This is a genomic window from Serratia sp. NGAS9, assembly GCF_009905295.1.
Classification (GTDB): Bacteria; Pseudomonadota; Gammaproteobacteria; order Enterobacterales; family Enterobacteriaceae; genus Serratia; species Serratia bockelmannii.
In genome coordinates this window covers 4,060,281-4,084,285 of the sequence record NZ_CP047605.1, presented here as the reverse complement: position 1 = coordinate 4,084,285, position 24,005 = coordinate 4,060,281, and the positions used below count along the sequence as shown (strand labels likewise).

Here is a 24,005-nt window from a genome sequence, read left to right as displayed (position 1 = left end):
CGGGGATAGGTTAGGAAGAACGCATAACAACGATGGCGATGAAAAAGTTGCTCATAGCGTCGCTGCTGTTTGGCAGCGCCACCGTATACGGTGCAGACGGGTTCGTAGTGAAAGACATTCATTTCGAAGGCCTGCAGCGAGTTGCCGTCGGTGCGGCGTTACTCAACATGCCGGTTCGCGTCGGCGATACCGTCACTGACGATGACATCAGTAATACCATTCGTGCCTTGTTTGCCACCGGCAACTTCGAGGACGTGCGCGTACTGCGCGATGGTAATACCTTGATCGTGCAGGTGAAGGAACGTCCTACCATCGCCAGCATCACTTTCTCCGGCAACAAGTCGGTGAAAGATGACATGCTCAAGCAGAACCTGGAAGCCTCCGGCGTCCGGGTGGGCGAGGCGCTCGACCGCACCACGATCTCCAGCATTGAAAAAGGGCTGGAAGACTTCTACTACAGCGTCGGTAAATACAGCGCCTCGGTGAAAGCCGTAGTCACGCCGTTGCCGCGCAACCGTGTCGACCTGAAACTGGTGTTCACGGAAGGGGTCTCCGCCAAGATTCAACAAATCAACATCGTCGGCAACCATGCTTTCACCAACGACGAACTGATCTCACGCTTCCAACTGCGTGACGAAGTGCCGTGGTGGAACCTGGTCGGCGACCGCAAATACCAGAAGCAGAAACTGGCGGGCGATCTCGAAACCCTGCGCAGCTTCTATCTGGATCGCGGCTATGCCCGCTTCAACATCGATTCTACCCAGGTGAGCCTGACGCCGGATAAAAAAGGCATCTACATCACCATCAACATCACCGAAGGCGAGCAGTACAAGCTTTCCGATGTTGTCGTGAATGGCAACCTGGCCGGCCACTCGGCGGAAGTCGCTCAGATCACCAAAATTGAGCCAGGCGAGCTGTACAACGGCAGCAAGGTGACCAAAATGGAAGACAACATCAAAACGATGTTGGGCCGTTATGGTTACGCCTACCCGCGCGTCGGCACTCAGCCTGAGATCAACGACGCGGATAAAACCGTCAAGCTGCACGTCAACGTTGACGCGGGCAACCGCTTCTACGTGCGTCGCATCAAGTTCGAAGGTAACGACACCAGCAAGGATTCCGTACTGCGTCGCGAAATGCGCCAGATGGAAGGCGCCTGGCTCGGCAACGAGCAGGTCGAGCAGGGTAAAGAGCGTCTGAACCGTCTGGGCTATTTCGAAACGGTTGACGTGGAAACCCAGCGCGTGCCGGGCACCGCCGATCAGGTCGACGTGACCTATAAGGTGAAAGAACGCAACACCGGTACCTTTAACTTCGGCGTCGGTTACGGCACCGAGAGCGGCGTCAGCTTCCAGGCCGGCGTGCAGCAGGATAACTGGTTGGGTACCGGCTACTCGGTCGGCATCAGCGGTACCAAGAACGACTACCAGACCTATACCGAACTGTCGGTCACCAACCCGTACTTCACCGTTGACGGTGTGAGCCTGGGCGGCCGCATCTTCTACAACGACTTTAAGGCGGATGACGCGGATCTGTCGGACTATACCAACAAGAGTTACGGTATCGACGGCACGCTGGGCTTCCCGATCAACGAAAACAACTCGTTGCGCACCGGCCTGGGCTACGTCCACAACGGTCTGTCGAACATGCAGCCGCAGATCGCCATGTGGCGTTACCTCGACTCGATGGGCGTGGATGCGAACAAGACCGACCGCGCCAGCTACTCGACGGACGACTTTACGCTGAACCTGGGCTGGACCTATAACAACCTGGACCGCGGCTACTTCCCGACCTCGGGTAACCGCACCACGTTGAACGGCAAGGTCACCATTCCGGGCTCGGACAACGAATACTACAAGGTGACGCTGGACAGCGTACAGTACGTGCCGATCAACGACGACCGCACCTGGGTGCTGTTGGGTCGCGGCCGTCTGGGTTACGCGGATGGGCTGGGCGGCAAGGAAATGCCGTTCTATGAGAACTTCTATGCCGGTGGTTCGAGCACCGTGCGCGGCTTCCAGTCCAACACCATTGGTCCGAAGGCGGTGTACTACAACTCCAACTCGTACCAGTGTCAGTTCAACGCCGGCAGCACGACCGATCGTCAGAGCATCTGTAGCTCGGATGACGCGGTAGGCGGTAACGCCATGGCGGTCGCCAGCCTGGAGCTGATCACCCCGACGCCGTTCATCAGCGAGAAATACGCCAACTCGGTGCGGACGTCGCTGTTCATCGATGCCGGTACCGTGTGGGACACCAAGTGGAAGAATAGCAACGAAACGCTGATGTACGGCGTGCCGGACTACAGCAAAGCCAGTAATATTCGTTCTTCCGCCGGTATCGCGCTGCAGTGGATGTCGCCACTGGGGCCGTTGGTGTTCTCTTACGCCAACCCGATCAAGAAATACGAAGGCGACAAGTCCGAACAGTTCCAGTTTAACATCGGTAAGACCTGGTAACGGGTCTCGCCTCTGGGCATAACAGTTATTAAGAATCGCAATGGCCAGGCGCCCGCCGGCAGAGGGAGATGATTCTCATTGTTTGGTGGGACAAGTCTGGCAAATTGTGTACTTCAGTGTCATATGACACAAATGGGTGATGGTAAGGAGTTTATAGTGAAAAAGTGGTTGTGTGCCGCAGGCCTCGGTTTAGCAATGGCTGCTTCAGCTGGCGTTCAGGCAGCAGATAAGATCGCTGTCGTTAACGTCTCCAGCATTTTCCAACAGCTGCCGGCCCGCGAAACGGTCGCTAAACAGCTGGAAAACGAGTTTAAAGGCCGTGCAAGCGAACTCCAGAACATGGAACGTAGCCTGCAGACCAAAATGCAGCGTCTGCAGCGTGACGGCGCTACCATGAAAGCCAGCGATCGCAGCAAGTTGGAAAAAGACGTGATGGCGCAGCGCGAGCAGTTCTCTCAGAAAGCGCAGGCTTTCGAGCAGGACAACCGTCGTCGCCAGATGGAAGAGCGTAACAAGATCCTGAGCCGCATTCAGGACGCGGTGAAATCTGTCGCCAGCAAAGGCGGTTATGACGTGGTGATCGACGCCAACGCCGTTGCCTATGCAGACTCTTCCAAAGATATCACTGCTGACGTGCTGAAACAGGTTAAATAACACATGCTTTCAATTCGACTGGCTGATTTAGCGCAGCAGTTGGATGCACAATTGCACGGTGATGGCGATCTCGTCATCACCGGCATTGCTTCTATGCATTCGGCACAGCCTGGCCAAATCACGTTTTTGTCAAACAGCCGCTATCAAGAGCAGCTGTCTTCCTGCCAGGCAAGCGCCGTGGTGCTTACCGAAGCGGATTTACCACACTGCCGTGCTGCGGCGCTGGTGGTTAAGAACCCTTACCTGACCTATGCGCGCATGGCGCAGCTGATGGACACCACGCCGTCGCCGGCCCAGGATATCGCGCCAAGCGCGGTGATCTCACCTGAAGCGCAGCTGGGGCAGAATGTCGCCATTGGGGCGAACGCGGTGATCGAGTCGGGTGCGGTGCTTGGCGATAACGTGGTTATCGGCCCGGGCTGCTTCATCGGCAAACACGCACGCATCGGCGCGGGAACGCGTCTGTGGGCGAACGTCACGATTTATCATGCGGTCGAAATCGGCCAGCGTTGCCTGATCCAGTCGGGCACCGTGATCGGCGCAGACGGTTTCGGCTATGCGAATGAGCGCGGCGAGTGGATCAAAATCCCTCAGTTGGGCACGGTGATTATCGGCGATCGCGTCGAAATCGGCGCTTGCACCACCATTGACCGCGGCGCTTTGGATAACACCCAAATCGGGAATGGTGTTATCATCGACAACCAATGCCAGATTGCACATAACGTCGTGATTGGCGACAATACCGCCGTCGCCGGCGGTGTGATCATGGCCGGCAGCCTGAAAATCGGCCGCTACTGCCAGATTGGCGGTGCCAGCGTGATCAACGGTCACATGGAAATTGCCGACAAGGTGGTTGTCACCGGAATGGGAATGGTTATGCGACCAATCACCGAACCTGGGGTATACTCTTCGGGCATTCCGTTGCAGCCTAACAAGGTTTGGCGTAAAACCGCTGCGTTGGTGATGAATATCGATGAGATCAGCAAACGCTTGAAAGCTGTCGAACGTAAAGTCGGAAAAGACTAATCATTGCCGCCCGCCCTAGCGGGTACAAAACGAAACGCGTTGGTCGTGAGACCAAAAGCGCAAAGAGATGTTAATTTGCGGCCTGCATGATGATCTCCTTTTGGGGTCAGCGCAGGCCGTGTTGTTGATGCCATCAGTTTTTAGAGACAGGAAGAGTATTTTGACTACTGACACTCATACTCTGGATATTGCAGAAATTTTGGATCTGCTTCCTCACCGTTACCCGTTCTTGCTGGTCGACCGCGTCCTCGAGTTTGAAGAGCACAAATATCTGCGTGCGGTGAAGAACGTATCGGTGAACGAACCGTTTTTCCAGGGCCACTTCCCTGGCAAACCGATTTTCCCAGGCGTATTGATCCTGGAAGCCATGGCGCAGGCCACCGGTATCCTGGCGTTTAAAAGCGTCGGTAAACTGGAGCCGGGCGAGCTGTATTACTTCGCCGGTATCGACGAAGCACGCTTCAAGCGCCCTGTGGTGCCAGGCGATCAGATGGTCATGGAAGTCACCTTCGAGAAAACTCGCCGCGGTCTGACTCGCTTCAAAGGCGTGGCGACCGTTGACGGTAAAATTGTCTGCGAAGCAACCATGATGTGTGCCCGCAGCCGGGAGGCTTAATCCGTGATTGACCAAACCGCCTTTATCCATCCTAGCGCGATAGTCGAAGAGGGCGCCGTGATCGGCGCCAACGTGCATATCGGCCCTTTCTGCTACGTCGGCTCCCAGGTGGAAATCGGCGCCGGCACGGTGATAAAATCCCACGTGGTGGTGAACGGTATTACCAAGATTGGCTGCGATAACCAGATTTATCAGTTCGCTTCCATCGGTGAAGTGAACCAGGATCTGAAATACGCAGGCGAACCGACGCGCGTTGAAGTGGGCGATCGCAACCGCATCCGCGAAAGCGTCACCATTCACCGCGGCACCGCGCAGGGCACCGGCCTGACCAAAGTGGGCAACGACAACCTGCTGATGGTCAACGTGCACGTTGCCCACGACTGTGTGGTCGGCAATTCTTGCGTGTTGGCCAACAATGCCACGCTGGCGGGGCATGTGGAAATCGACGATCACGCCATCATTGGCGGTATGACGGCGATCCACCAGTTCTGCATTATCGGCGCGCATGTGATGGTAGGCGGTTGTTCCGGCGTCGCTCAGGACGTGCCTCCTTTCGTCATCGCGCAGGGCAACCACGCGACGCCGTTCGGCGTCAACGCGGTCGGCCTGAAGCGTCGCGGTTTTGATAAGGATGAAATGCAGGCGATCCGCAACGCCTACAAAATCCTGTATCGCAGTGAAAAAACGCTGGATGAAGCGAAGGCGGAAATCGAAGCCCTGGCCAAAGAGCAGCCGGTGGTGCAGCAGTACCTCGATTTCTTCACCCGTTCCACCCGCGGCATCATTCGCTGAGCTATGTCGAATCGTCCATTGACTATCGGACTGGTCGCCGGAGAAACCTCCGGTGACATTCTCGGCGCCGGTTTGATCCGCGCGCTCAAGGCGCAGATCCCCGACGCGCGTTTCGTTGGCGTCGCCGGTCCGCTAATGCAGGCCGAAGGCTGCGAAGCCTGGTACGAAATGGAAGAGCTGGCGGTCATGGGCGTGGTGGAAGTGCTCGAGCGCTTGCCACGCCTGTTGAAGATCCGCAAGGATCTCACTCGCCGCTTCGGTGAGCTGCGGCCGGACGTGTTTGTCGGCATCGACGCGCCGGACTTCAACATCACGCTGGAAGGCCGCCTCAAGCAGCGCGGCATTCGCACCATCCACTACGTCAGCCCGTCCGTGTGGGCCTGGCGGCAAAAGCGCGTTTTCAAAATAGGCAAAGCCACCGATTTGGTGCTGGCCTTTCTCCCTTTCGAAAAAGCGTTTTACGATCGTTTCAACGTCCCCTGCCGGTTTATCGGCCACACCATGGCGGACGCCATGCCGCTGCAGCCCGATCGGTTGGCGGCGCGCGCTCAGCTTGGCATCGCTCCGCAGGCGCGCTGTTTGGCCTTGCTGCCGGGCAGCCGCGGCGCCGAAGTCGAGATGCTGAGCGCCGACTTCCTCAAAACCGCGCAGCTGCTGCGCACGCGTTATCCCGAGCTGGAAGTGGTGGTGCCGCTGGTTAACGCCAAACGGCGCGAGCAGTTTGAGCGCATCAAGGCCGAGGTTGCGCCGGATCTGACGGTACATCTGCTGAACGGCCAGGGGCGCGAGGCGATGATCGCCAGCGACGCGGCGCTGCTGGCATCCGGCACGGCGGCGCTGGAGTGCATGCTGGCCAAGTGCCCGATGGTGGTGGGCTATCGCATGAAGCCGTTCACTTTCTGGCTGGCGCAGAAGCTGGTGAAAACGCCTTACGTTTCGCTGCCGAATCTGTTGGCGGGGCGCGAAATTGTCACCGAGCTGCTGCAGCATGACTGCGTGCCGGACAAACTGGCCGCCGCCGTGATGCCACTGTTGGAAGAGAGCCCGGAAACCGACGCGCTGAAACAAACTTTCCTTACCTTGCACCAAAGCATTCGTTGCGGTGCGGACGAACAGGCCGCTCAGGCTGTGTTGGAGCTGGCGAAAGCATGATTGAACCCTTTATCTATCCCGCTGCCACGCTGATTGCCGGTGTGGACGAAGTGGGCCGCGGCCCGTTGGTCGGCGCGGTGGTCACCGCTGCCGTGATCCTCGATCCGGCGCAGCCGATCGTCGGTCTGGCGGACTCCAAGAAACTCAGTGAAAAACGCCGCCTGGCGCTGTATGACGAAATCGTCGCCAAGGCGCTCTCCTGGAGCCTGGGGCGCGCCGAACCGGCGGAAATCGACCAGCTGAATATTTTGCACGCCACCATGTTGGCGATGCAGCGCGCGGTGGCCGGGTTGCATATCGTGCCGGACATGGTTTTAATCGACGGTAACCGTTGCCCGAACCTGCCGATGCGTTCGCAGGCGGTGGTGAAGGGCGACAGCCGTGTGGCGGAGATCAGCGCGGCGTCCATTCTGGCGAAGGTCACGCGCGATCGCGAAATGGCCGAGCTGGACAGCGAGTTCCCGGACTACGGTTTCGCGCAGCATAAAGGCTACCCGACCGCCCTCCACCTGGAGCGGCTGGCTGCGTTGGGCGCCACCGAGCATCATCGCCGCAGCTTCGCGCCGGTGAAAAGAGCGCTGGCGCTGTAGTCTGCGGGCCTGACCGGGCTCGACGATAGCATTAACCCGGGCTCAGCCTGCTGAGCCCCTTCAATCAGGTATCTGGAGATGGCCGAACCTCGTTTTATTCACCTGCGCGTCCACAGTGACTACTCCATGATTGATGGATTGGCCAAGACGGCGCCGCTGGTGAAAAGAGCCGCCGCGTTAGCCATGCCTGCTCTGGCAATCACTGATTTCACCAACCTGTGCGGGCTGGTGAAGTTCTACGGCAGCGCGCACGGCGCCGGGATCAAACCGATCATCGGCGCGGATTTCCATGTGCAAAGCGATGAGCTGGGCGACGAACTGGCTCAGCTGACGGTGCTGGCCAGCAACAACGAAGGCTACCAGAACCTGACGCTGCTGATTTCCCGCGCCTATCAGCGTGGCTACGGCGCCGCCGGCCCGACCATTGATCGCGACTGGCTGATTGAACATCGCGAAGGGCTGATCCTGCTTTCCGGCGCGCGTCAGGGCGACGTCGGCAAGTTCCTGCTGCGCGGTAACCAGGCGCAGGTGGATCAATGCCTGGACTTCTACCAACAGTATTTCCCGGACTGTTACTACCTGGAACTGATCCGCACCGGCCGCCCGGACGAAGAGAACTATCTGCATGCGGCGGTGGCATTGGCCACCGAGCGCGGCTTGCCGGTGGTGGCCACCAACGACGTGCGCTTCCTGGTGGAAGACGATTTTGACGCTCATGAAATTCGCGTCGCCATTCACGACGGATTTACGCTGGACGATCCCAAGCGGCCGCGCAACTACAGCCCGCAACAATACATGCGCAGCGAAGACGAGATGTGCGAGCTGTTCGCCGACATCCCGGAAGCGCTGCTGAACAGCGTCGAAATCGCCAAACGCTGTAACGTCACCATTCGCCTCGGCGAATACTTCCTGCCGCAGTTCCCAACCGGCGATATGAGCACCGAGGACTTCCTGGTGCTCAAATCGAAAGAGGGCCTGGAAGAGCGTCTCGAGTTCCTGTTCCCCGATCCTGAAGTGCGCGCGCAGCGCCGCCCGGAATACGACGAGCGTCTGGACGTTGAGCTGAAGGTGATCAACCAGATGGGGTTCCCCGGCTACTTCCTGATCGTGATGGAGTTTATCCAGTGGTCGAAGGACAACAACGTGCCGGTAGGCCCAGGGCGCGGCTCCGGCGCCGGTTCTCTGGTGGCCTATGCGTTGAAAATCACCGACCTCGATCCGCTGGAATTCGACCTGCTGTTCGAACGCTTCCTGAACCCGGAACGTGTTTCGATGCCCGACTTCGACGTCGACTTCTGCATGGAGAAGCGCGACCAGGTGATCGAGCACGTGGCGGAGATGTACGGCCGCGAAGCGGTATCGCAGATCATCACCTTCGGGACCATGGCGGCGAAAGCGGTTATCCGCGACGTAGGCCGGGTGCTGGGGCACCCGTACGGCTTCGTGGATCGCATCTCCAAACTGGTGCCGCCGGATCCGGGCATGACGCTGGAGAAAGCCTTCGCCGCCGAACCGCAGCTGCCGGAGATTTACGAGGCCGACGAAGAGGTCAAGGCGCTGATCGACATGGCGCGCAAGTTGGAAGGGGTAACGCGCAACGCCGGTAAACACGCCGGGGGCGTGGTGATCGCGCCGACCAAGATCACCGACTTCGCGCCGCTGTACTGCGATGCCGAAGGGCACCATCCGGTGACCCAGTTCGACAAGAACGACGTGGAATACGCCGGGCTGGTGAAATTCGACTTCCTCGGCCTGCGTACTCTGACCATCATCGACTGGGCGCTGGAAATGATCAACGCCCGGCGCGCCAAGACCGGGCTGGAACCGATCGACATCGCCGCCATTCCGCTCGACGACAAGAAAAGCTTCGACATGCTGCAGCGCTCGGAAACCACGGCGGTGTTCCAGCTTGAATCGCGCGGCATGAAAGATTTGATCAAACGCCTGAAGCCCGACTGCTTCGAAGACATGATCGCACTGGTGGCGCTGTTCCGTCCGGGGCCGCTGCAGTCGGGGATGGTGGATAACTTCATCGACCGCAAGCACGGCCGCGAAGAGATCTCCTACCCGGACATTCAGTGGCAGCACGAGTCGCTCAAGCCGGTGCTGGAACCGACCTACGGCATCATCCTGTATCAGGAACAGGTGATGCAGATTGCCCAGGTGTTGGCCGGCTACACCTTGGGTGGCGCGGACATGCTGCGTCGTGCGATGGGTAAAAAGAACCCGGTCGAAATGGCCAAGCAGCGCGGCGGCTTTGAAGACGGCGCGAAATCGCGCGGCATCGACGGTGAACTGTCGGTGAAAATCTTCGACCTGGTGGAGAAATTCGCCGGTTACGGCTTCAACAAATCGCACTCCGCCGCCTATGCGCTGGTGTCGTATCAGACGCTGTGGCTGAAGGCGCACTACCCGGCCGAGTTTATGGCGGCAGTCATGACTGCCGATATGGACAACACCGACAAAGTGGTTGGGCTGGTGGACGAATGTTGGCGCATGGGGCTGAAGATCCTGCCGCCGGACATCAACAGTGGCCTGTATCACTTCCACGTCAACGACGATGGCGAGATCGTTTATGGCATCGGCGCGATCAAGGGCGTGGGGGAAGGGCCGATCGAGGCCATTATCGAGGCGCGCAATAGCGGCGAACAAGGTTACTTCAAAGACCTGTTCGACCTGTGCGCGCGCTCTGACATCAAGAAACTGAACCGCCGCATTCTGGAAAAACTGATCATGTCCGGGGCGTTCGATCGCCTTGGGCCGCACCGCGCCGCGCTGATGAATTCGCTCGGCGACGCGTTGAAAGCGGCGGATCAGCATGCGAAAGCCGAAGCTATTGGCCAGGTGGATATGTTTGGCGTACTGGCGGAAGCGCCGGAGCAGGTGGAGCAATCCTACGCCAATATTGCGCCCTGGCCAGAGCAGGTGGTGCTGGACGGTGAGCGGGAGACGCTGGGGCTCTACCTGACTGGCCACCCGATCACCCAGTACCTGAAGGAAATCGAACGTTACGCCGGTGGCCAGCGTTTGAAAGACATGCACCCGACGGATCGGGGCAAAATGACTACCGCCGTCGGGTTGGTGGTCGCCGCGCGGGTCATGGTGACCAAGCGCGGCAACCGTATCGGCATTTGCACGCTGGATGACCGTTCGGGCCGTCTGGAAGTGATGCTATTCACCGAAGCGCTAGAAAAATACCAGCATTTGTTGGAAAAAGACCGTATCCTTATCGCCAGTGGACAGGTCAGCTTTGATGACTTTAGCGGCGGGCTTAAAATGATGGCCCGCGAGGTAATGGACATCAGTGAAGCCCGGGAAAAATACGCTCGCGGGCTTGCTATCTCGCTGACTGACAGGCAAATTGATGACCAGCTTTTGAACCGTCTCCGTCAGTCGTTGGAACCCCATCGCTCGGGGACGATTCCAGTGCATCTCTACTATCAACGGGAAGATGCACGAGCCAAGCTGCGTTTTGGCGCAACCTGGCGCGTGACGCCCACCGACCGCTTGTTGATCGATTTGCGGACGTTGGTAGGCAATGAGCAGGTGGACTTGGAATTTGACTAAAATAGGAATGCTATGAGTCTGAATTTTCTTGATTTTGAACAGCCGATTGCAGAGCTGGAAGCGAAAATTGACTCGCTGACTGCAGTCAGCCGTCAAGACGAAAAATTAGATATTAATCTGGACGAAGAGGTTCAGCGCCTGCGTGAAAAGAGCGTTGAGCTGACGCGCAAGATTTTTGCCGATCTTGGGGCCTGGCAGATTGCCCAATTGGCACGCCACCCGCGCCGTCCTTATACCCTGGATTATATCAAACACATCTTTACCGACTTCGAAGAGTTGGCGGGCGATCGCGCTTACGCTGACGACAAAGCGATCGTCGGTGGCATTGCGCGCCTGGATGGCCGCCCGGTGATGATCATCGGGCACCAGAAAGGCCGTGAAACCAAAGAGAAGATCCGCCGCAACTTCGGCATGCCGGCGCCGGAAGGTTACCGTAAGGCGCTGCGCCTGATGGAAATGGCCGCCCGCTTCAAGATGCCGCTCATCACCTTTATCGATACTCCGGGCGCTTATCCGGGCGTGGGTGCGGAAGAACGCGGCCAGTCAGAAGCCATCGCGCGCAACCTGCGTGAGATGTCGCGTCTGAACATCCCGGTCATCTGCACCGTCATCGGCGAAGGTGGCTCCGGCGGCGCGCTGGCGATCGGCGTGGGCGATAAAGTGAACATGCTGCAGTACAGCACCTACTCGGTGATTTCGCCGGAAGGCTGTGCCTCCATCCTGTGGAAGAGTGCCGACAAGGCACCGCTGGCCGCAGAAGCGATGGGCATTACCGCACCGCGTCTGAAAGAGTTAAAGCTGATCGATTCGGTAATCCCGGAGCCGCTGGGTTCCGCGCACCGCGACGTGCCGGCGATGGCTGCCGCGCTGAAAGCGCAGCTGCTGGCCGATCTGAAAGATCTGGATGGTCTGAACGACGAAGAGTTGCTCAACCGTCGCTACCAGCGTCTGATGAACTACGGCTACTGCTGAGTTCTGTTCTTCGCTGCAAGAAACCGCCTCCGGGCGGTTTTTTTTTGGCTACACACCGCCGGATTTTCGTGGTGTTATAGAGACTTGGCCGTTAACTGACAGGAGCTGCCGATGAATATCATCGCCATCATGGGCCCGACGGGCGTCTACTACAAAGATGAGCCGATCCGCGAGCTCCACGCTGCGCTGGCCACCATGGGATTCCAACTGGTGTACCCCAAAAACAGCGGTGACCTGCTGAAGCTGATCGAAGCCAATGCCCGCATCTGTGGGGTGATCTTCGACTGGGACGACTACAGCCTGGAGCTGTGCAGCGAGATCAACGAGCTGAACGAATACCTACCGCTGTACGCCTTTATCAATACCCACTCCACCTTCGACGTCAGCCTGCATGAAATGCGCATGGTGCTCTATTTCTTCGAGTATGGCCTGAATGCGGCGGACGATATCGCGCAGCGCATCCAGCAGTACACCGCAGAATATATTGATACCATTACGCCGCCGCTGACCAAGGCGCTGTTCAACTACGTGCGTGAAGGGAAGTACACCTTCTGCACCCCGGGCCACATGGCCGGCACCGCGTTCCAAAAAAGCCCGGTGGGCTGCCTGTTCTATGACTTTTTCGGCGCCAATACCCTGAAGGCCGACATTTCGATTTCGGTCACCGAGCTCGGCTCGCTGTTGGATCACACCGGGCCGCACCTCGAGGCCGAAGAGTATATTGCGCGTACTTTCAACGCCGAGCAGAGCTATCTGGTTACCAACGGCACCTCCACCGCCAACAAGATCGTCGGCATGTATTCGGCGCCGGCGGGCAGCACGGTGCTGATCGACCGCAACTGCCACAAATCGCTGTGCCACTTGCTGATGATGAGCGATATCGTTCCGATCTATCTGCGCCCGCTGCGCAACGCCTACGGCATCCTTGGCGGCATTCCGCAGCGCGAGTTCACCCGCGCCAGCATCGCCGCTCGGGTGCAGGAGACCCCGAACGCCACCTGGCCGGTGCATGCGGTGATCACCAATTCCACCTATGACGGCCTGCTGTATAACACCGACTACATCAAGCAGACGCTGGCAGTGCCGTCGATCCACTTCGACTCCGCCTGGGTGCCTTACACCAACTTCCATCCGATTTACGACGGCAAGAGCGGCATGAGCGGCGATCGGGTGCCCGGAAAGGTCATCTACGAAACCCAGTCTACACATAAACTGCTGGCGGCCTTCTCTCAGGCCTCGATGATTCATATCAAGGGCGACTACGACGAGAGCACCTTCAATGAAGCCTACATGATGCACACCACCACCTCGCCGCACTATGGCATTGTGGCATCGATGGAGACCGCCGCCGCCATGCTGCGCGGCAACCCGGGGCGCCGCTTGATCAATCGATCGGTGGAGCGCGCGCTGCATTTTCGCCGTGAAGTGCAGCGGCTGCGCGAGGAGAGCGACAGTTGGTTCTTTGACATTTGGCAGCCGGAGGAGATCGATGAGGCGCAGTGTTGGCCATTGGATCCTGACGATAACTGGCACGGCTTCGGCCAGACCGATCGCGATCACATGTACCTCGATCCGATCAAGGTGACGATCCTGACGCCGGGCATGAATGAGCTGGGGGCGCTGGAGGAAGAGGGGATCCCGGCGGCGCTGGTGGCGAAGTATCTCGACGAGCGCGGCATCGTGGTGGAGAAGACCGGGCCGTACAACCTGCTGTTCCTGTTCAGCATCGGCATCGACAAAACCAAGGCGATGAGCCTGTTGCGCGGCCTGACTGATTTCAAGCGCGCCTACGATCTCAACCTGCGGGTGAAGAATATGCTGCCGGATCTGTACGCCGAGGATCCGGATTTTTATCGCCATATGCGTATCCAGGATCTGGCCGCCGGCATTCATCGGCTGATCCGCCAACACGATCTGCCGCGCCTGATGCAGCGGGCGTTCGACGTGCTGCCTGAAATGAAGCTGACGCCGCACCAGATGTTCCAGGAGCAGGTGCGCGGCAATGTGGAAACCTGCGAGCTGGATCAGTTGGTGGGCAAGGTGGCGGCCAATATGATCCTGCCTTATCCGCCGGGCGTGCCGCTGGTGATGCCGGGAGAAATGATCACCGAAGAGAGCCGGGCGGTGCTCGATTTCCTGCTGATGCTGTGCTCTATCGGTGAGCGCTATCCCGGTTTTGAAACCGACATCCACGGCGCCAAACTGACGGAGGACGGGCGCTATCTGGTGAAGGTGTTGAAAGCGCCAGCATAATCGTTTAGGCGAATTCTCGGCAGATCAGGTTCACGCTGTCGAGCGGCAGCGGTTCCTGTGTCAGGCCGCAAAACGGTTGGCCATTGCGCTGCTGGTGATAGCGGCAGCGGTGGCATTCGCCGAACAGCGCCACATTTTCCTGCCGCTGCAGTTGGCGCAGCAGTTGGGTTAACAGCGCCTGCAACTGTTCGCCGTCCTGCTGCATGGCGTCTTGCGCCTGCTGCAGATAGGCAGGAGGAAACAGAGTCTCCATTAAACTTCGCGATTTTTCTGTCAGCCGCAGCCGCACGCTGCGGCGATCCTTTGCGTCCGCCGTGCGGGCGATCATGCCGTTCAGCTCCAGCTTTTTCAGCGATTGGGACACCGTTCCCTTGGTCAGGCCAAGGTATTCCGCTACGGCCATCGGCGTGTTGGAGTAATGATTACAGCGTGCCAGATAGTAGAGCGCGCTCAGCTGCACCGGCGGCAGGCTTTCCAATTCTTCGTGGCTGCGCAGCCAGCTGCGTTGCAGGCTATTCAGGCGTTCAAGCAGATCAAACAGTTTTAGCATCGTATCCTCATCAGGCTGCGTAAATAGTATCGATTAAAAACTATATTGACAAGTCATTGGTGCTGACATACTGTTCACATTGTTTCGATTCGAAACAATGTGGGTAAGTAAACGTGCCCGAAACCGTCAATACCAAGGAGAATGAGGATGACTAAGGCCGTGTTTTATCATGCCGGCTGCCCGGTATGCGTGAGTGCCGAACAGCAGCTGTTGGGACTGTTGAGCGATAACGTGCAGGTGGAAGTGGTGCACCTGGGGGAACGCCCAACGCGCGTGGCGGAAGCTGAGCGCCTCGGCGTGCAGAGTGTACCGGCGCTGGTGGTCGATGGGCAGGTGCTGCACATCAACTTCGGCGCGGCGTTGGCGGATCTGAAGGCCTGAGACGCCGTGTGCTGAATCATGCCCCGCGGCAATCCGCGGGGTTTTTGCCGTTGACGTCATCGCCGCCGCCGGATACCGTGCCCCATCAGAATGAACAGGAGAGGGTTTCTATGCTGGGATTACGTCAGGTGCATCACATTGCGATCATTGGCGCGAACTACGCTGCCAGTAAGCATTTCTATTGCGATATTCTCGGTTTTACCCTGCTGAGTGAAGTTTACCGCGAGGAGCGCGACTCCTGGAAAGCGGATCTCGCGCTCAACGGACAATACACTATCGAACTGTTTTCTTTCCCTTCGCCGCCGGCCCGCGTCAGCCGCCCGGAGGCCTGCGGCCTGCGCCATCTGGCGTTCAGCGTTGACGACATCGATCGGGCCATCGCCCATCTGCAGGCGGCCGGCGTTGCCTGCGAACCGGTGCGCGTCGATCCCTACACCCAATCCCGCTTTACCTTTTTCAGCGATCCTGATGGTTTACCGTTAGAATTATACGAGAGTTAACGGCTTAATCGCCTCCCGGCGGCCACAGCCGGGGGCGGTTATGCTATGATCGCCCCCTTGCCCTACATGCCTACAGAGTTATTTCCGCCATGCAAGAGCCTGCTTTTCGCGTCGGGGAGTGGCTGGTTACCCCTGCCGACAACACCATCAGCCGAGACGGCCGCCAGAAAACGCTGGAACCGCGCCTGATCGACATGCTGTGCTATTTCGCCCGGCACCCCGATGTGGTGCTGAGCCGCGACGAGCTGATCGACAACGTCTGGAAGCGCAATATCGTCACCAACCACGTGGTGACCCAATGTATTTCAGAGCTGCGCAAATACCTGAAAGACGGCGACAGCGACAGCCCGGAATACATTATCACCGTGCCCAAGCGCGGGTATAAGCTGGCGACGTCGGTGATATGGTGTGAAGAGGGCGAGACGCAACCAGCTCCCGCACAGGCGCCGCAGATCGCGGTGATCATGCATGAGCCGGAAGACGGCAGCGATGACGACGACGAGACGCCGTACGTGCCGCCGAGCCGGCCCCGAACGCCGGTCGCCGCGCCTGGCGAAAAGAAGCCGCGCTTTTATCTCCGCTCGACGTTCTGGGTGTGGCTGGCGTTTCTGGCGGCGCTCAGCGTCTGCGTGGCGTTTGTCGGCATCGCCACGCTGTCGCAGCGCGTGCCGGTTTCGACCATGCCGGTGCTGCTCAACCCGCGCGATATCGATATTCGCATCCAGGGCGGCGAGAGCTGCAGCAACTGGATGCCGCAGCTCTCTTATGTGGTGGGCGTCAGCGAGCTGATCACCGATTCGCTCAACACCTACTCGACCTTCCTGGTGCACGACCAAACCAATTACAACTATTCCGGCCCCAGCAACTCGGGCAAGTCGCTGTATATCGAGTTCGTCAATCAGCGCCACTACCGCGCCCAGCAGTGTTTCCTGTCCGTGCGGCTGGTGGATAACGCCGACAGCTCAATCATGTTGGACAAGCGTTACTTCATTACCGCCGATAACCAGCTGAAGATCCAAAGCGATTTCCTCGCCAGCCTGTCCACGGCGCTGAAGCAGCCCTGGCCGCCGCAGTTGGAGCAGCGTCTGGCGCAGCTGCTGCCCGACAACGGGCCGCTGCTGCAGCGCTTCTACCAGGCACATCAATTGTTGATCCACGGTGATGCCGATTCGTTGACTCGCGCCAGCGCTCAGCTGAGCGAGCTGATTAAAAGCGCGCCGAATTTCCACTACCTGCTGGCGGAAAAGGCGCTGGTGGATGTGCTGCGCAATTCTTACCAACCGTTCGACAGCCAGGCCTTGGCACAATTGCGCGCCGATATCAGCCATCTGACGACGATCCCCGAATTGAAAAACACGCCGATCATGCAGCAAGTTCTGGCGGTCGATGCGTTGGCGCAGGGGCGCATTGACGAGGCGCACCGGGCGATCGATCTGGGGATTGAGTTGCAAATGTCGTGGCTGAATTATGTGTTGCTGGGCAAAGTGTATGAAATGCAGGGGCAGAATCATTTGGCGGCGGATTCTTATATTACCGCGTTCAATTTGCGCCCCGGTGAGGATACCTTGCATTGGATCACCAATGGCGTATTCCAGACGTCATTGACCAACGTGGTGCCTTATTTAAATAACTACCAGCACCAATAATTAACCGATACTACGCCGCCATTATTCTCCGGGAATGCTGTCGGCGTTATTTATTGGTGAAGACATGTTGCGCCATTGTGTTATTTTGCTGCGTAATATTGTTCCTTTTCTGTCGTTTGTTATTCATTATTAACCTGGGCATCATTATGTTTTTAAACGATGTTTATCTTTTCTTTAGCAAACCTTTTTATCTTGATGTGTTAATCAAAAACCTCAGGTTATCATTTGTATGATCATGAGCGTAATCTCACTTTATCTTTAGGACTTTATTCCCCCCGATGGTTAGCATCCTGACTATCAAGCCGGCTCATTAAAATCTTTTATTTATGGGTGTGGCTTATAAGAAACGTAAATCAGGAGAAACTGACCATGGCTTCACCCAAGAAAATAGGGCTTATTGCCTGCACCGGCGTCGTCGCCGGTAATATGATGGGGAGCGGGATTGCCTTATTGCCCGCCAACCTGGCGAGTCTCGGATCCATCGCCATTTGGGGGTGGGTGATCTCGATTATCGGGGCGATGTCGCTGGCCTATGTGTATGCCCGTCTCGCCACCAAAAACCCGCAGCAGGGCGGCCCTATCGCCTACGCCGGTGAAATTTCCCCGGCCTTCGGTTTCCAGACCGGCGTGCTTTATTACCATGCTAACTGGATCGGTAACCTGGCCATCGGCATTACCGCCGTTTCTTATCTCTCCACCTTCTTCCCGGCGCTGAACAACCCAATACCTGCCGGTATCGCCTGTATCGCCATCGTGTGGGTCTTCACCTTCGTCAACATGCTGGGCGGAACCTGGGTCAGCCGTTTGACTACCCTGGGCCTGGTATTGGTGTTGATCCCGGTGATCGTGACCGCCACCCTCGGCTGGCACTGGTTTGACGCCGCCACCTACCAGGCTAACTGGAATACCTCCGGCACCACCGACAGCCATGCGGTCATCAAAAGTATTCTGCTGTGCCTGTGGGCGTTCATCGGCGTGGAATCCGCAGCGGTCAGCACCGGCATGGTGAAAAACCCGAAACGTACCGTGCCGCTGGCGACCATGCTCGGCACCGGCCTGGCGGGCATCATCTACATTGCCGCTACCCAGGTGATCAGCGGCATGTTCCCGGCGTCTGAAATGGCCGCCAGCGGCGCGCCGTTCGCCATCAGCGCCTCGGCGATTATGGGCAACTGGGCGGCACCGATGGTTTCCGCGTTCACCGCCTTTGCCTGCCTGACCTCGCTCGGGTCATGGATGATGCTGGTCGGCCAGGCCGGGGTGCGCGCCGCCAACGACGGCAACTTCCCGAAAGTGTACGGCGAGCTGGATAAAAACGGCATTCCGAAAAAAGGCCTGCTGCTGGCCGGCTGCAAAATGACCGCGCTGATGGTGCTGATCACCCTGATGAGCTCCGCCGGCGGCAAGGCTTCCGACCTGTTCGGCGAGCTGACCGGCATCGCGGTGCTGCTGACCATGCTGCCTTACTTCTATTCCTGTGTAGATCTGATCCGCTTCGAAGGGGTCAACGTGCGCAACCTGCTGAGCCTGATCGCTTCGGTGTGCGGCTGCGGCTTCTGCTTCATCGCGCTGATGGGCGCCAACTCATTCGAACTGTCCGGCACCTTTATCATCAGCCTGATTATCCTGATGTTCTACGCCCGGAAAATGAATACCCGCCAGGCTGCCAACGCAGCGGCGGTCGATGAAAACACCACGGCCAAAGCGCACTGATTCGCGTCCGCTGACCGACTGAATTTACCCAGCCCCTTTCTTTCCGACCTGTCAGCCGCGACGGGAAGGGGCTTGCTTTGCCAGGAGAAATGCATATGAACGTTATCGCCATCATGAATCACATGGGTGTCTACTTCAAAGAAGAGCCTATCCGTGAACTGCATCAGGCGCTGGAAAGTCTGGATTTCCGCATCGTTTACCCTAACGATCGCGAAGACCTGCTGAAACTGATCGAGAACAACGCCCGCCTGTGCGGAGTGATCTTCGACTGGGACAAATACAACCTGGAGCTGTGCGAAGAGATCAGTCAGCTGAACGAATACATGCCGCTGTACGCATTCGCCAACACCTATTCCACGCTGGACGTCAGCCTGAACGATCTGCGCATGCAGGTGCGCTTCTTCGAGTATGCGCTTGGCGCGGCAACCGACATCGCCGCCAAGATCAAACAGAATACCGACGAATATATCGACACCATCCTGCCGCCGTTGACCAAGGCGCTGTTTAAATACGTGCGCGAAGGCAAATACACTTTCTGTACGCCGGGCCACATGGGCGGCACCGCGTTCCAGAAGAGCCCGGTGGGCAGCCTGTTCTACGATTTCTTCGGCCCGAACACCATGAAGTCGGATATTTCGATTTCGGTGTCCGAACTGGGGTCGCTGCTGGATCACTCCGGCCCGCACAAAGAGGCGGAGGAGTACATTTCCCGCGTGTTCAACGCCGAACGCAGCTACATGGTCACCAACGGCACCTCCACCGCCAACAAGATCGTCGGCATGTATTCGGCACCGGCGGGCAGCACGGTGCTGATTGACCGTAACTGCCACAAGTCGCTGACTCACCTGATGATGATGAGCGACATCACGCCGATCTACTTCCGCCCGACCCGCAACGCCTACGGCATCCTCGGCGGCATTCCGCAGAGCGAGTTCCAGCGCGCCACCATCGCCAAGCGCGTGAAGGAGACCCCGAACGCCACCTGGCCGGTGCACGCGGTGATCACCAACTCCACCTATGACGGGCTGCTGTACAACACCGACTTTATCAAGAACACCCTGGACGTGAAGTCGATCCACTTCGATTCCGCCTGGGTGCCTTACACCAACTTCCACCCGATCTATAAAGGCAAGTGCGGCATGAGCGGCGGCCGCGTGGAGGGCAAGGTGATCTACGAAACCCAGTCCACCCACAAACTGCTGGCGGCCTTCTCGCAGGCTTCGATGATTCATGTGAAGGGTGACATCAACGAAGAAACCTTCAACGAAGCCTACATGATGCACACCACCACCTCGCCGCACTACGGCATCGTGGCGTCGACCGAAACCGCCGCGGCGATGATGAAAGGCAACGCCGGCAAGCGCCTGATCCACGGCTCTATCGAGCGCGCGATCAAGTTCCGCAAAGAGATTAAACGCCTGAAAGTCGAGTCCGACGGCTGGTTCTTCGACGTCTGGCAGCCGGAGCATATCGATGAGCCGGAATGCTGGCCGCTGCGCTCCGACAGCGCCTGGCACGGTTTCAAGAACATCGACAACGAACACATGTATCTGGACCCGATCAAGGTCACCATTCTGACGCCGGGGATGAGCAAGGAAGGCGAGATGCAGCCGTTCGGTATCCCGGCCAGCATCGTGGCGAAATACCTCGACGAACGCGGCATCATCGTCGAGAAAACCGGGCCCTACAACCTGCTGTTCCTGTTCAGCATTGGCATCGACAAAACCAAGGCGCTCAGCCTGCTGCGCGCGATGACCGACTTTAAACGCTCGTTCGATCTGAACCTGCGGGTGAAAAACATGCTGCCTTCGCTGTATCAGGAAGCGCCTGATTTCTATGAAAACATGCGCATTCAGGATCTGGCGCAGAACATTCACCGCCTGGTGGAGCAACACAACCTGCCGGACCTGATGTACCGCGCGTTCGAAGTGCTGCCAACCATGGTGATGAATCCGTACCAGGCGTTCCAGAAAGAGCTGCACGGCGAAGTGGAAGAGGTCTATCTGGAAGAGATGGTCGGCAAGGTCAACGCCAATATGATCCTCCCATACCCACCGGGCGTGCCGCTGGTGATGCCGGGCGAAATGCTGACCGAAGAGAGCCGGCCGGTGCTGGAGTTCCTGCAGATGCTGTGCGAAATCGGCGCGCATTATCCGGGCTTTGAAACCGACATTCACGGCGCCTATCGTCAGGCGGACGGACGTTATCGGGTGAAAGTGCTGAAGGCGAAATAACCGCAGCCAATAAGAGGGGAGGCGCTCGCGCTTCCCCTTTGCCGTTCACCGACTGATGGGAGACCACCATGAAAACACCCTCACAGCCGCGCGCAATCTACTATGTCGTAGCGATACAAATTTGGGAATATTTCAGCTTTTACGGCATGCGTGCGTTACTGATCCTCTATCTGACCCACCAACTCGGCTATACCGACAGCCACGCCATCGATCTCTACAGCGCTTACGCTTCGTTAGTTTACGTCACTCCTATTCTGGGCGGCTGGCTCGCCGACCGCCTGCTGGGCAATCGCGTTGCGGTGATCGCCGGTGCGGCGCTGATGACCCTGGGGCATATCGTGCTCGGCCTGAGCGCGGTCTCCGCCCAGTCGCTCTATCTGGCGCTGGCCATCATCATCTGTGGCTATGGCCTGTTCAAATCCAATATCAGCTGCCTGCTGGGCGAGCTGTATCCGGCGCAGGACTCGCGCCGCGAAGGGGGCTTCTCGCTGCTGTACGCCGCCGGCAACGTCGGGTCTATTCTGGCGCCGATCGCCTGCGGGTTGGCAGCTGAGCGCTATGGCTGGCACGTCGGCTTTGCATTGGCCGGGATCGGCATGTTCGCCGGCCTGGTGATTTTCCTGCTCGGCGGGCGCCACTTCCGCCACACGCGTGGCGTGAATGTACCGCTGATGCGCGCCAGAAGCCTGGGCCTGCCGCACTGGGGTTGGCTGCTGGTGGTGCTGCTGGCGTCGCCGCTGTTCTTCATGCTGCTGTTTGAACGTGGCTGGGCCGGCTATTTGCTCGGGTTGGTGTGCGTGGCGGCGGTGGTGCTGGTGGCACGCATTATGCTGCGCGCGGACGCCGGCCAGCGCCGGGGGCTGTGGCAGATCGTTGTGCTGATGCTGCTAGGCACGCTGTTCTGGGCCTTTGCCCAGCAGGGCGGCAGCTCCATCAGCCTGTTTATCGATCATTTCGTTGACCGGCGCTGGTTCGGCTGGACGGTGCCGACCGCCTTGTTCCAGTCGGTTAACGCCTGTGCGGTGATGCTGGGCGGCGTGGCGCTGGCCTGGCTGGCGAGTGGCGATGGCGACCGCACGCTGCGCATCTGGTGCAAGTTCGCCTTCGGTCTGCTGTTGATCGGCGTCGGCTTTACGCTGATGGCGCTTAATACCCGGCTGAACGGGCCGGGATCGATGGGGCTTATGATCGCCGGTCTGGCGGTGATGGGCTTCGCCGAACTGTTTATCGATCCGGTGGCGATGGCGCAGATCACCCGGCTGAATATCCCCGGCGCCACCGGCGTGTTGACCGGTATCTATATGCTGGCGACCGGTTCGATCGCCAACTACCTGGCGGGCATCATCGCCAATCAGACCGCCGAAGACCACATCGAAGGGGCGGCGATGCAGGCGTATGGCCGCATTTTCGCCCAGATCGGCTGGGGAGCGGCCGGATGTGCGCTGGCGGTGATCGCGGTGCTGGGCGGCTGGTGGCTGCTGACGCGACGCCAGGCCCGGACGGTTAATGCTTGATTGATGGCGGTAGGCGGGGTTAACGTGCAGCTATGTAGAAGTGACAAAGCCTACCGATGGATACTGATCAATTAACGACGCAGGTGGCGGACCAGCTGGGCGCGCAGCAGCGGCTGCTGGTGGCGTTCAGCGGCGGCCTGGATTCCAGCGTGCTGCTGCATCTGCTGGCGGCGTTGCGCCGCCAACGTCCGGCGCTGCAGCTGCGTGCGCTGCACGTGCATCATGGCCTGAGCGCCTTTGCCGACCGTTGGGTTGAGCATTGCCGCAGCCGGTGTGCCGACTGGCAGATCCCGTTGACGGTGACGCATGTGCAGGTGGACGCCCGCCAGGGCGGCATCGAAGCGGCGGCGCGTGCGGCGCGCTATGCCGCCTTCAGCGCCGCCCTCACGGAGGGCGAAGCGCTGCTCACCGCGCAACACCTCGACGATCAAAGCGAAACCTTCCTGCTGGCGCTCAAGCGCGGCAGCGGGCCGGCTGGTCTGTCGGCGATGGCGGCGCGCGCGACGCTGGGCGAGCACCTGCTGTTGCGGCCGCTGTTGGGCTGTTCGCGTCAGACGCTGGAAAGCTACGCGCAGCGCCACGCCTTAACCTGGATAGATGACGACAGCAATCAGGACACGCGCTTCGATCGCAATTTCCTGCGGTTGCAGGTGTTGCCGCAGCTCAACCAGCGCTGGCCGCACTTCGCCTCGGCGGTAGCGCGCAGCGCCGGCCTGTGCGCCGAGCAGGAGCAACTGCTGGACGAACTGCTGGCGGAACCGCTGCAAAGCCTGTTGGCGGCAGATCGCTCATTGGCGATTGACGGCCTGACCGACTGTTCGCCGGTGCGGCGCTTCGCTTTGCTGCGGCGCTGGATCGCATTGTTTAACGTCACCATGCCGGCGCGTGAGCAGCTTCAGCGCCTGTGGGAAGAGGTGGCGCTCAGCCGGGAGGATGCCGAACCGCAGCTGCAGCTCGGCGCCTATCAGATTCGCCGTTTCCGCGGCCGATTGCACCTGTTGCCGCCGCTGGCGGCGCTGCGCGATGTGCATCTGCCCTGGCAGCCCGACCAGCCGCTGACGTTGCCGGACGGGCTGGGGCAGTTGATTGCCGGTGAGGGCGAGCTGGTGCTGCGCGCACCGCAGCCATCGCAACAGGTCAGCGTTCGGTTCGGCGGCGTGCAGGGTGCGGTGCGCATCGTGGGGCGCGTCCATTCGCGGCCGATAAAAAAACTGTGGCAGGAGCTGGGTATTCCTCCCTGGCAGCGTGAACGCATCCCGTTGATTTATTATGATGAGCAGTTGATCGCCGCGCTGGGCGTATTCGTCTGTGAGGCGGGGCAGGTGCCGGAAGGCGAACGCCCGTGGCGATTGCGCTGGGAAAAAAAATCATAATCGCGAGGAGCAA

The 24,005-nt window shown here is 58.9% G+C and carries 18 protein-coding genes; 17 read left to right on the top strand and 1 reads right to left on the bottom strand.

Annotated features, from left to right (window positions below; genetic code table 11):
• Positions 1-32: 32 nt before the first annotated feature.
• The 10 genes from bamA (at position 33) to GUC32_RS19455 (ending at position 14,081) form a co-directional block, all read left to right on the top strand.
• A complete protein-coding gene (bamA, locus tag GUC32_RS19500) occupies positions 33-2,459 on the top strand; it encodes an outer membrane protein assembly factor BamA (protein WP_148123717.1) in 2,427 nt (808 codons plus the stop codon).
• A gap of 156 nt (positions 2,460-2,615) precedes the next feature.
• Complete coding sequence (skp, locus tag GUC32_RS19495; protein ID WP_025304031.1) at positions 2,616-3,113, top strand: molecular chaperone Skp; 498 nt, start codon at positions 2,616-2,618, stop codon at positions 3,111-3,113.
• 3 nt (positions 3,114-3,116) lie between these two features.
• Entirely contained in the window at positions 3,117-4,139 is a 1,023-nt protein-coding gene (gene lpxD, locus GUC32_RS19490) for a UDP-3-O-(3-hydroxymyristoyl)glucosamine N-acyltransferase (RefSeq protein ID WP_025304030.1), read from the top strand.
• Positions 4,140-4,299: 160 nt separating this feature from the next.
• Positions 4,300-4,755: a 3-hydroxyacyl-ACP dehydratase FabZ gene (fabZ, locus tag GUC32_RS19485; protein ID WP_004931962.1), complete on the top strand. Its 456-nt coding sequence runs from the start codon at positions 4,300-4,302 to the stop codon at positions 4,753-4,755.
• A gap of 3 nt (positions 4,756-4,758) precedes the next feature.
• The gene (lpxA, locus tag GUC32_RS19480; protein ID WP_369435388.1) at positions 4,759-5,547 is read left to right on the top strand and encodes an acyl-ACP--UDP-N-acetylglucosamine O-acyltransferase; all 789 of its coding nucleotides are present in this window, start codon (positions 4,759-4,761) and stop codon (positions 5,545-5,547) included.
• A gap of 3 nt (positions 5,548-5,550) precedes the next feature.
• Positions 5,551-6,699: a lipid-A-disaccharide synthase gene (gene lpxB, locus GUC32_RS19475; RefSeq protein ID WP_004931967.1), complete on the top strand. Its 1,149-nt coding sequence runs from the start codon at positions 5,551-5,553 to the stop codon at positions 6,697-6,699.
• Positions 6,696-7,289, top strand: a complete 594-nt coding sequence (gene rnhB / locus GUC32_RS19470; protein WP_369435387.1) for a ribonuclease HII — start codon at positions 6,696-6,698, stop codon at positions 7,287-7,289. Before lpxB ends, rnhB begins: the two co-directional genes overlap by 4 nt.
• A 78-nt stretch (positions 7,290-7,367) precedes the next feature.
• The gene (gene dnaE / locus GUC32_RS19465; protein WP_025304027.1) at positions 7,368-10,856 is read left to right on the top strand and encodes a DNA polymerase III subunit alpha; all 3,489 of its coding nucleotides are present in this window, start codon (positions 7,368-7,370) and stop codon (positions 10,854-10,856) included.
• Positions 10,857-10,868: 12 nt separating this feature from the next.
• Positions 10,869-11,828 carry an acetyl-CoA carboxylase carboxyl transferase subunit alpha gene (gene accA / locus GUC32_RS19460; protein WP_019455765.1) on the top strand — a complete coding sequence of 320 codons (960 nt, stop codon included), beginning with the start codon at positions 10,869-10,871 and terminating at the stop codon, positions 11,826-11,828.
• A gap of 111 nt (positions 11,829-11,939) precedes the next feature.
• The gene (locus GUC32_RS19455) at positions 11,940-14,081 is read left to right on the top strand and encodes a lysine decarboxylase LdcC (RefSeq protein WP_025304026.1); all 2,142 of its coding nucleotides are present in this window, start codon (positions 11,940-11,942) and stop codon (positions 14,079-14,081) included.
• 4 nt (positions 14,082-14,085) lie between these two features.
• On the opposite strand, the gene GUC32_RS19450 is transcribed toward GUC32_RS19455, so the two are convergent.
• Complete coding sequence (locus tag GUC32_RS19450; RefSeq protein WP_049203371.1) at positions 14,086-14,631, bottom strand: MarR family winged helix-turn-helix transcriptional regulator; 546 nt, start codon at positions 14,629-14,631, stop codon at positions 14,086-14,088.
• Positions 14,632-14,778: 147 nt separating this feature from the next.
• Here GUC32_RS19450 and GUC32_RS19445 point away from each other — a divergent pair, with 147 nt between their 5' ends.
• The 7 genes from GUC32_RS19445 (at position 14,779) to tilS (ending at position 23,992) form a co-directional block, all read left to right on the top strand.
• On the top strand, positions 14,779-15,012 hold the full coding sequence (locus GUC32_RS19445; RefSeq protein ID WP_025304024.1) for a glutaredoxin domain-containing protein: 234 nt from the start codon (positions 14,779-14,781) through the stop codon (positions 15,010-15,012).
• A gap of 110 nt (positions 15,013-15,122) precedes the next feature.
• Positions 15,123-15,512 carry a VOC family protein gene (locus GUC32_RS19440; RefSeq protein WP_025304023.1) on the top strand — a complete coding sequence of 130 codons (390 nt, stop codon included), beginning with the start codon at positions 15,123-15,125 and terminating at the stop codon, positions 15,510-15,512.
• Positions 15,513-15,601: 89 nt separating this feature from the next.
• On the top strand, positions 15,602-17,158 hold the full coding sequence (cadC, locus tag GUC32_RS19435) for a lysine decarboxylation/transport transcriptional activator CadC (protein WP_089181232.1): 1,557 nt from the start codon (positions 15,602-15,604) through the stop codon (positions 17,156-17,158).
• Between the two features lie 369 nt (positions 17,159-17,527).
• Entirely contained in the window at positions 17,528-18,871 is a 1,344-nt protein-coding gene (gene cadB, locus GUC32_RS19430) for a cadaverine/lysine antiporter (RefSeq protein ID WP_025304021.1), read from the top strand.
• Positions 18,872-18,966: 95 nt separating this feature from the next.
• Positions 18,967-21,105 (top strand): lysine decarboxylase CadA, encoded by a 2,139-nt coding sequence (gene cadA, locus GUC32_RS19425; RefSeq protein ID WP_016929874.1) that lies wholly within the window; start codon positions 18,967-18,969, stop codon positions 21,103-21,105.
• A gap of 68 nt (positions 21,106-21,173) precedes the next feature.
• Positions 21,174-22,619 carry a dipeptide permease DtpD gene (dtpD, locus tag GUC32_RS19420; RefSeq protein ID WP_197811434.1) on the top strand — a complete coding sequence of 482 codons (1,446 nt, stop codon included), beginning with the start codon at positions 21,174-21,176 and terminating at the stop codon, positions 22,617-22,619.
• Between the two features lie 56 nt (positions 22,620-22,675).
• A complete protein-coding gene (tilS, locus tag GUC32_RS19415; protein ID WP_060435090.1) occupies positions 22,676-23,992 on the top strand; it encodes a tRNA lysidine(34) synthetase TilS in 1,317 nt (438 codons plus the stop codon).
• Positions 23,993-24,005 lie beyond the last annotated feature (13 nt).

What these genes read in the sequence shown, in the direction of transcription:
- bamA (WP_148123717.1), top strand. Translation starts at nt 33, where the DNA reads ATGGCGATGAAAAAGTTGCTCATAGCGTCGCTGCTGTTTGGCAGCGCC.
- lpxD (WP_025304030.1), top strand. Translation starts at nt 3,117, where the DNA reads ATGCTTTCAATTCGACTGGCTGATTTAGCGCAGCAGTTGGATGCACAA.
- lpxB (WP_004931967.1), top strand. Translation starts at nt 5,551, where the DNA reads ATGTCGAATCGTCCATTGACTATCGGACTGGTCGCCGGAGAAACCTCC.
- rnhB (WP_369435387.1), top strand. Translation starts at nt 6,696, where the DNA reads ATGATTGAACCCTTTATCTATCCCGCTGCCACGCTGATTGCCGGTGTG.
- dnaE (WP_025304027.1), top strand. Translation starts at nt 7,368, where the DNA reads ATGGCCGAACCTCGTTTTATTCACCTGCGCGTCCACAGTGACTACTCC.
- accA (WP_019455765.1), top strand. Translation starts at nt 10,869, where the DNA reads ATGAGTCTGAATTTTCTTGATTTTGAACAGCCGATTGCAGAGCTGGAA.
- GUC32_RS19455 (WP_025304026.1), top strand. Translation starts at nt 11,940, where the DNA reads ATGAATATCATCGCCATCATGGGCCCGACGGGCGTCTACTACAAAGAT.
- GUC32_RS19450 (WP_049203371.1), bottom strand. Translation starts at nt 14,631, where the DNA reads ATGCTAAAACTGTTTGATCTGCTTGAACGCCTGAATAGCCTGCAACGC.
- GUC32_RS19445 (WP_025304024.1), top strand. Translation starts at nt 14,779, where the DNA reads ATGACTAAGGCCGTGTTTTATCATGCCGGCTGCCCGGTATGCGTGAGT.
- GUC32_RS19440 (WP_025304023.1), top strand. Translation starts at nt 15,123, where the DNA reads ATGCTGGGATTACGTCAGGTGCATCACATTGCGATCATTGGCGCGAAC.
- cadC (WP_089181232.1), top strand. Translation starts at nt 15,602, where the DNA reads ATGCAAGAGCCTGCTTTTCGCGTCGGGGAGTGGCTGGTTACCCCTGCC.
- cadB (WP_025304021.1), top strand. Translation starts at nt 17,528, where the DNA reads ATGGCTTCACCCAAGAAAATAGGGCTTATTGCCTGCACCGGCGTCGTC.
- cadA (WP_016929874.1), top strand. Translation starts at nt 18,967, where the DNA reads ATGAACGTTATCGCCATCATGAATCACATGGGTGTCTACTTCAAAGAA.
- dtpD (WP_197811434.1), top strand. Translation starts at nt 21,174, where the DNA reads ATGAAAACACCCTCACAGCCGCGCGCAATCTACTATGTCGTAGCGATA.
- tilS (WP_060435090.1), top strand. Translation starts at nt 22,676, where the DNA reads ATGGATACTGATCAATTAACGACGCAGGTGGCGGACCAGCTGGGCGCG.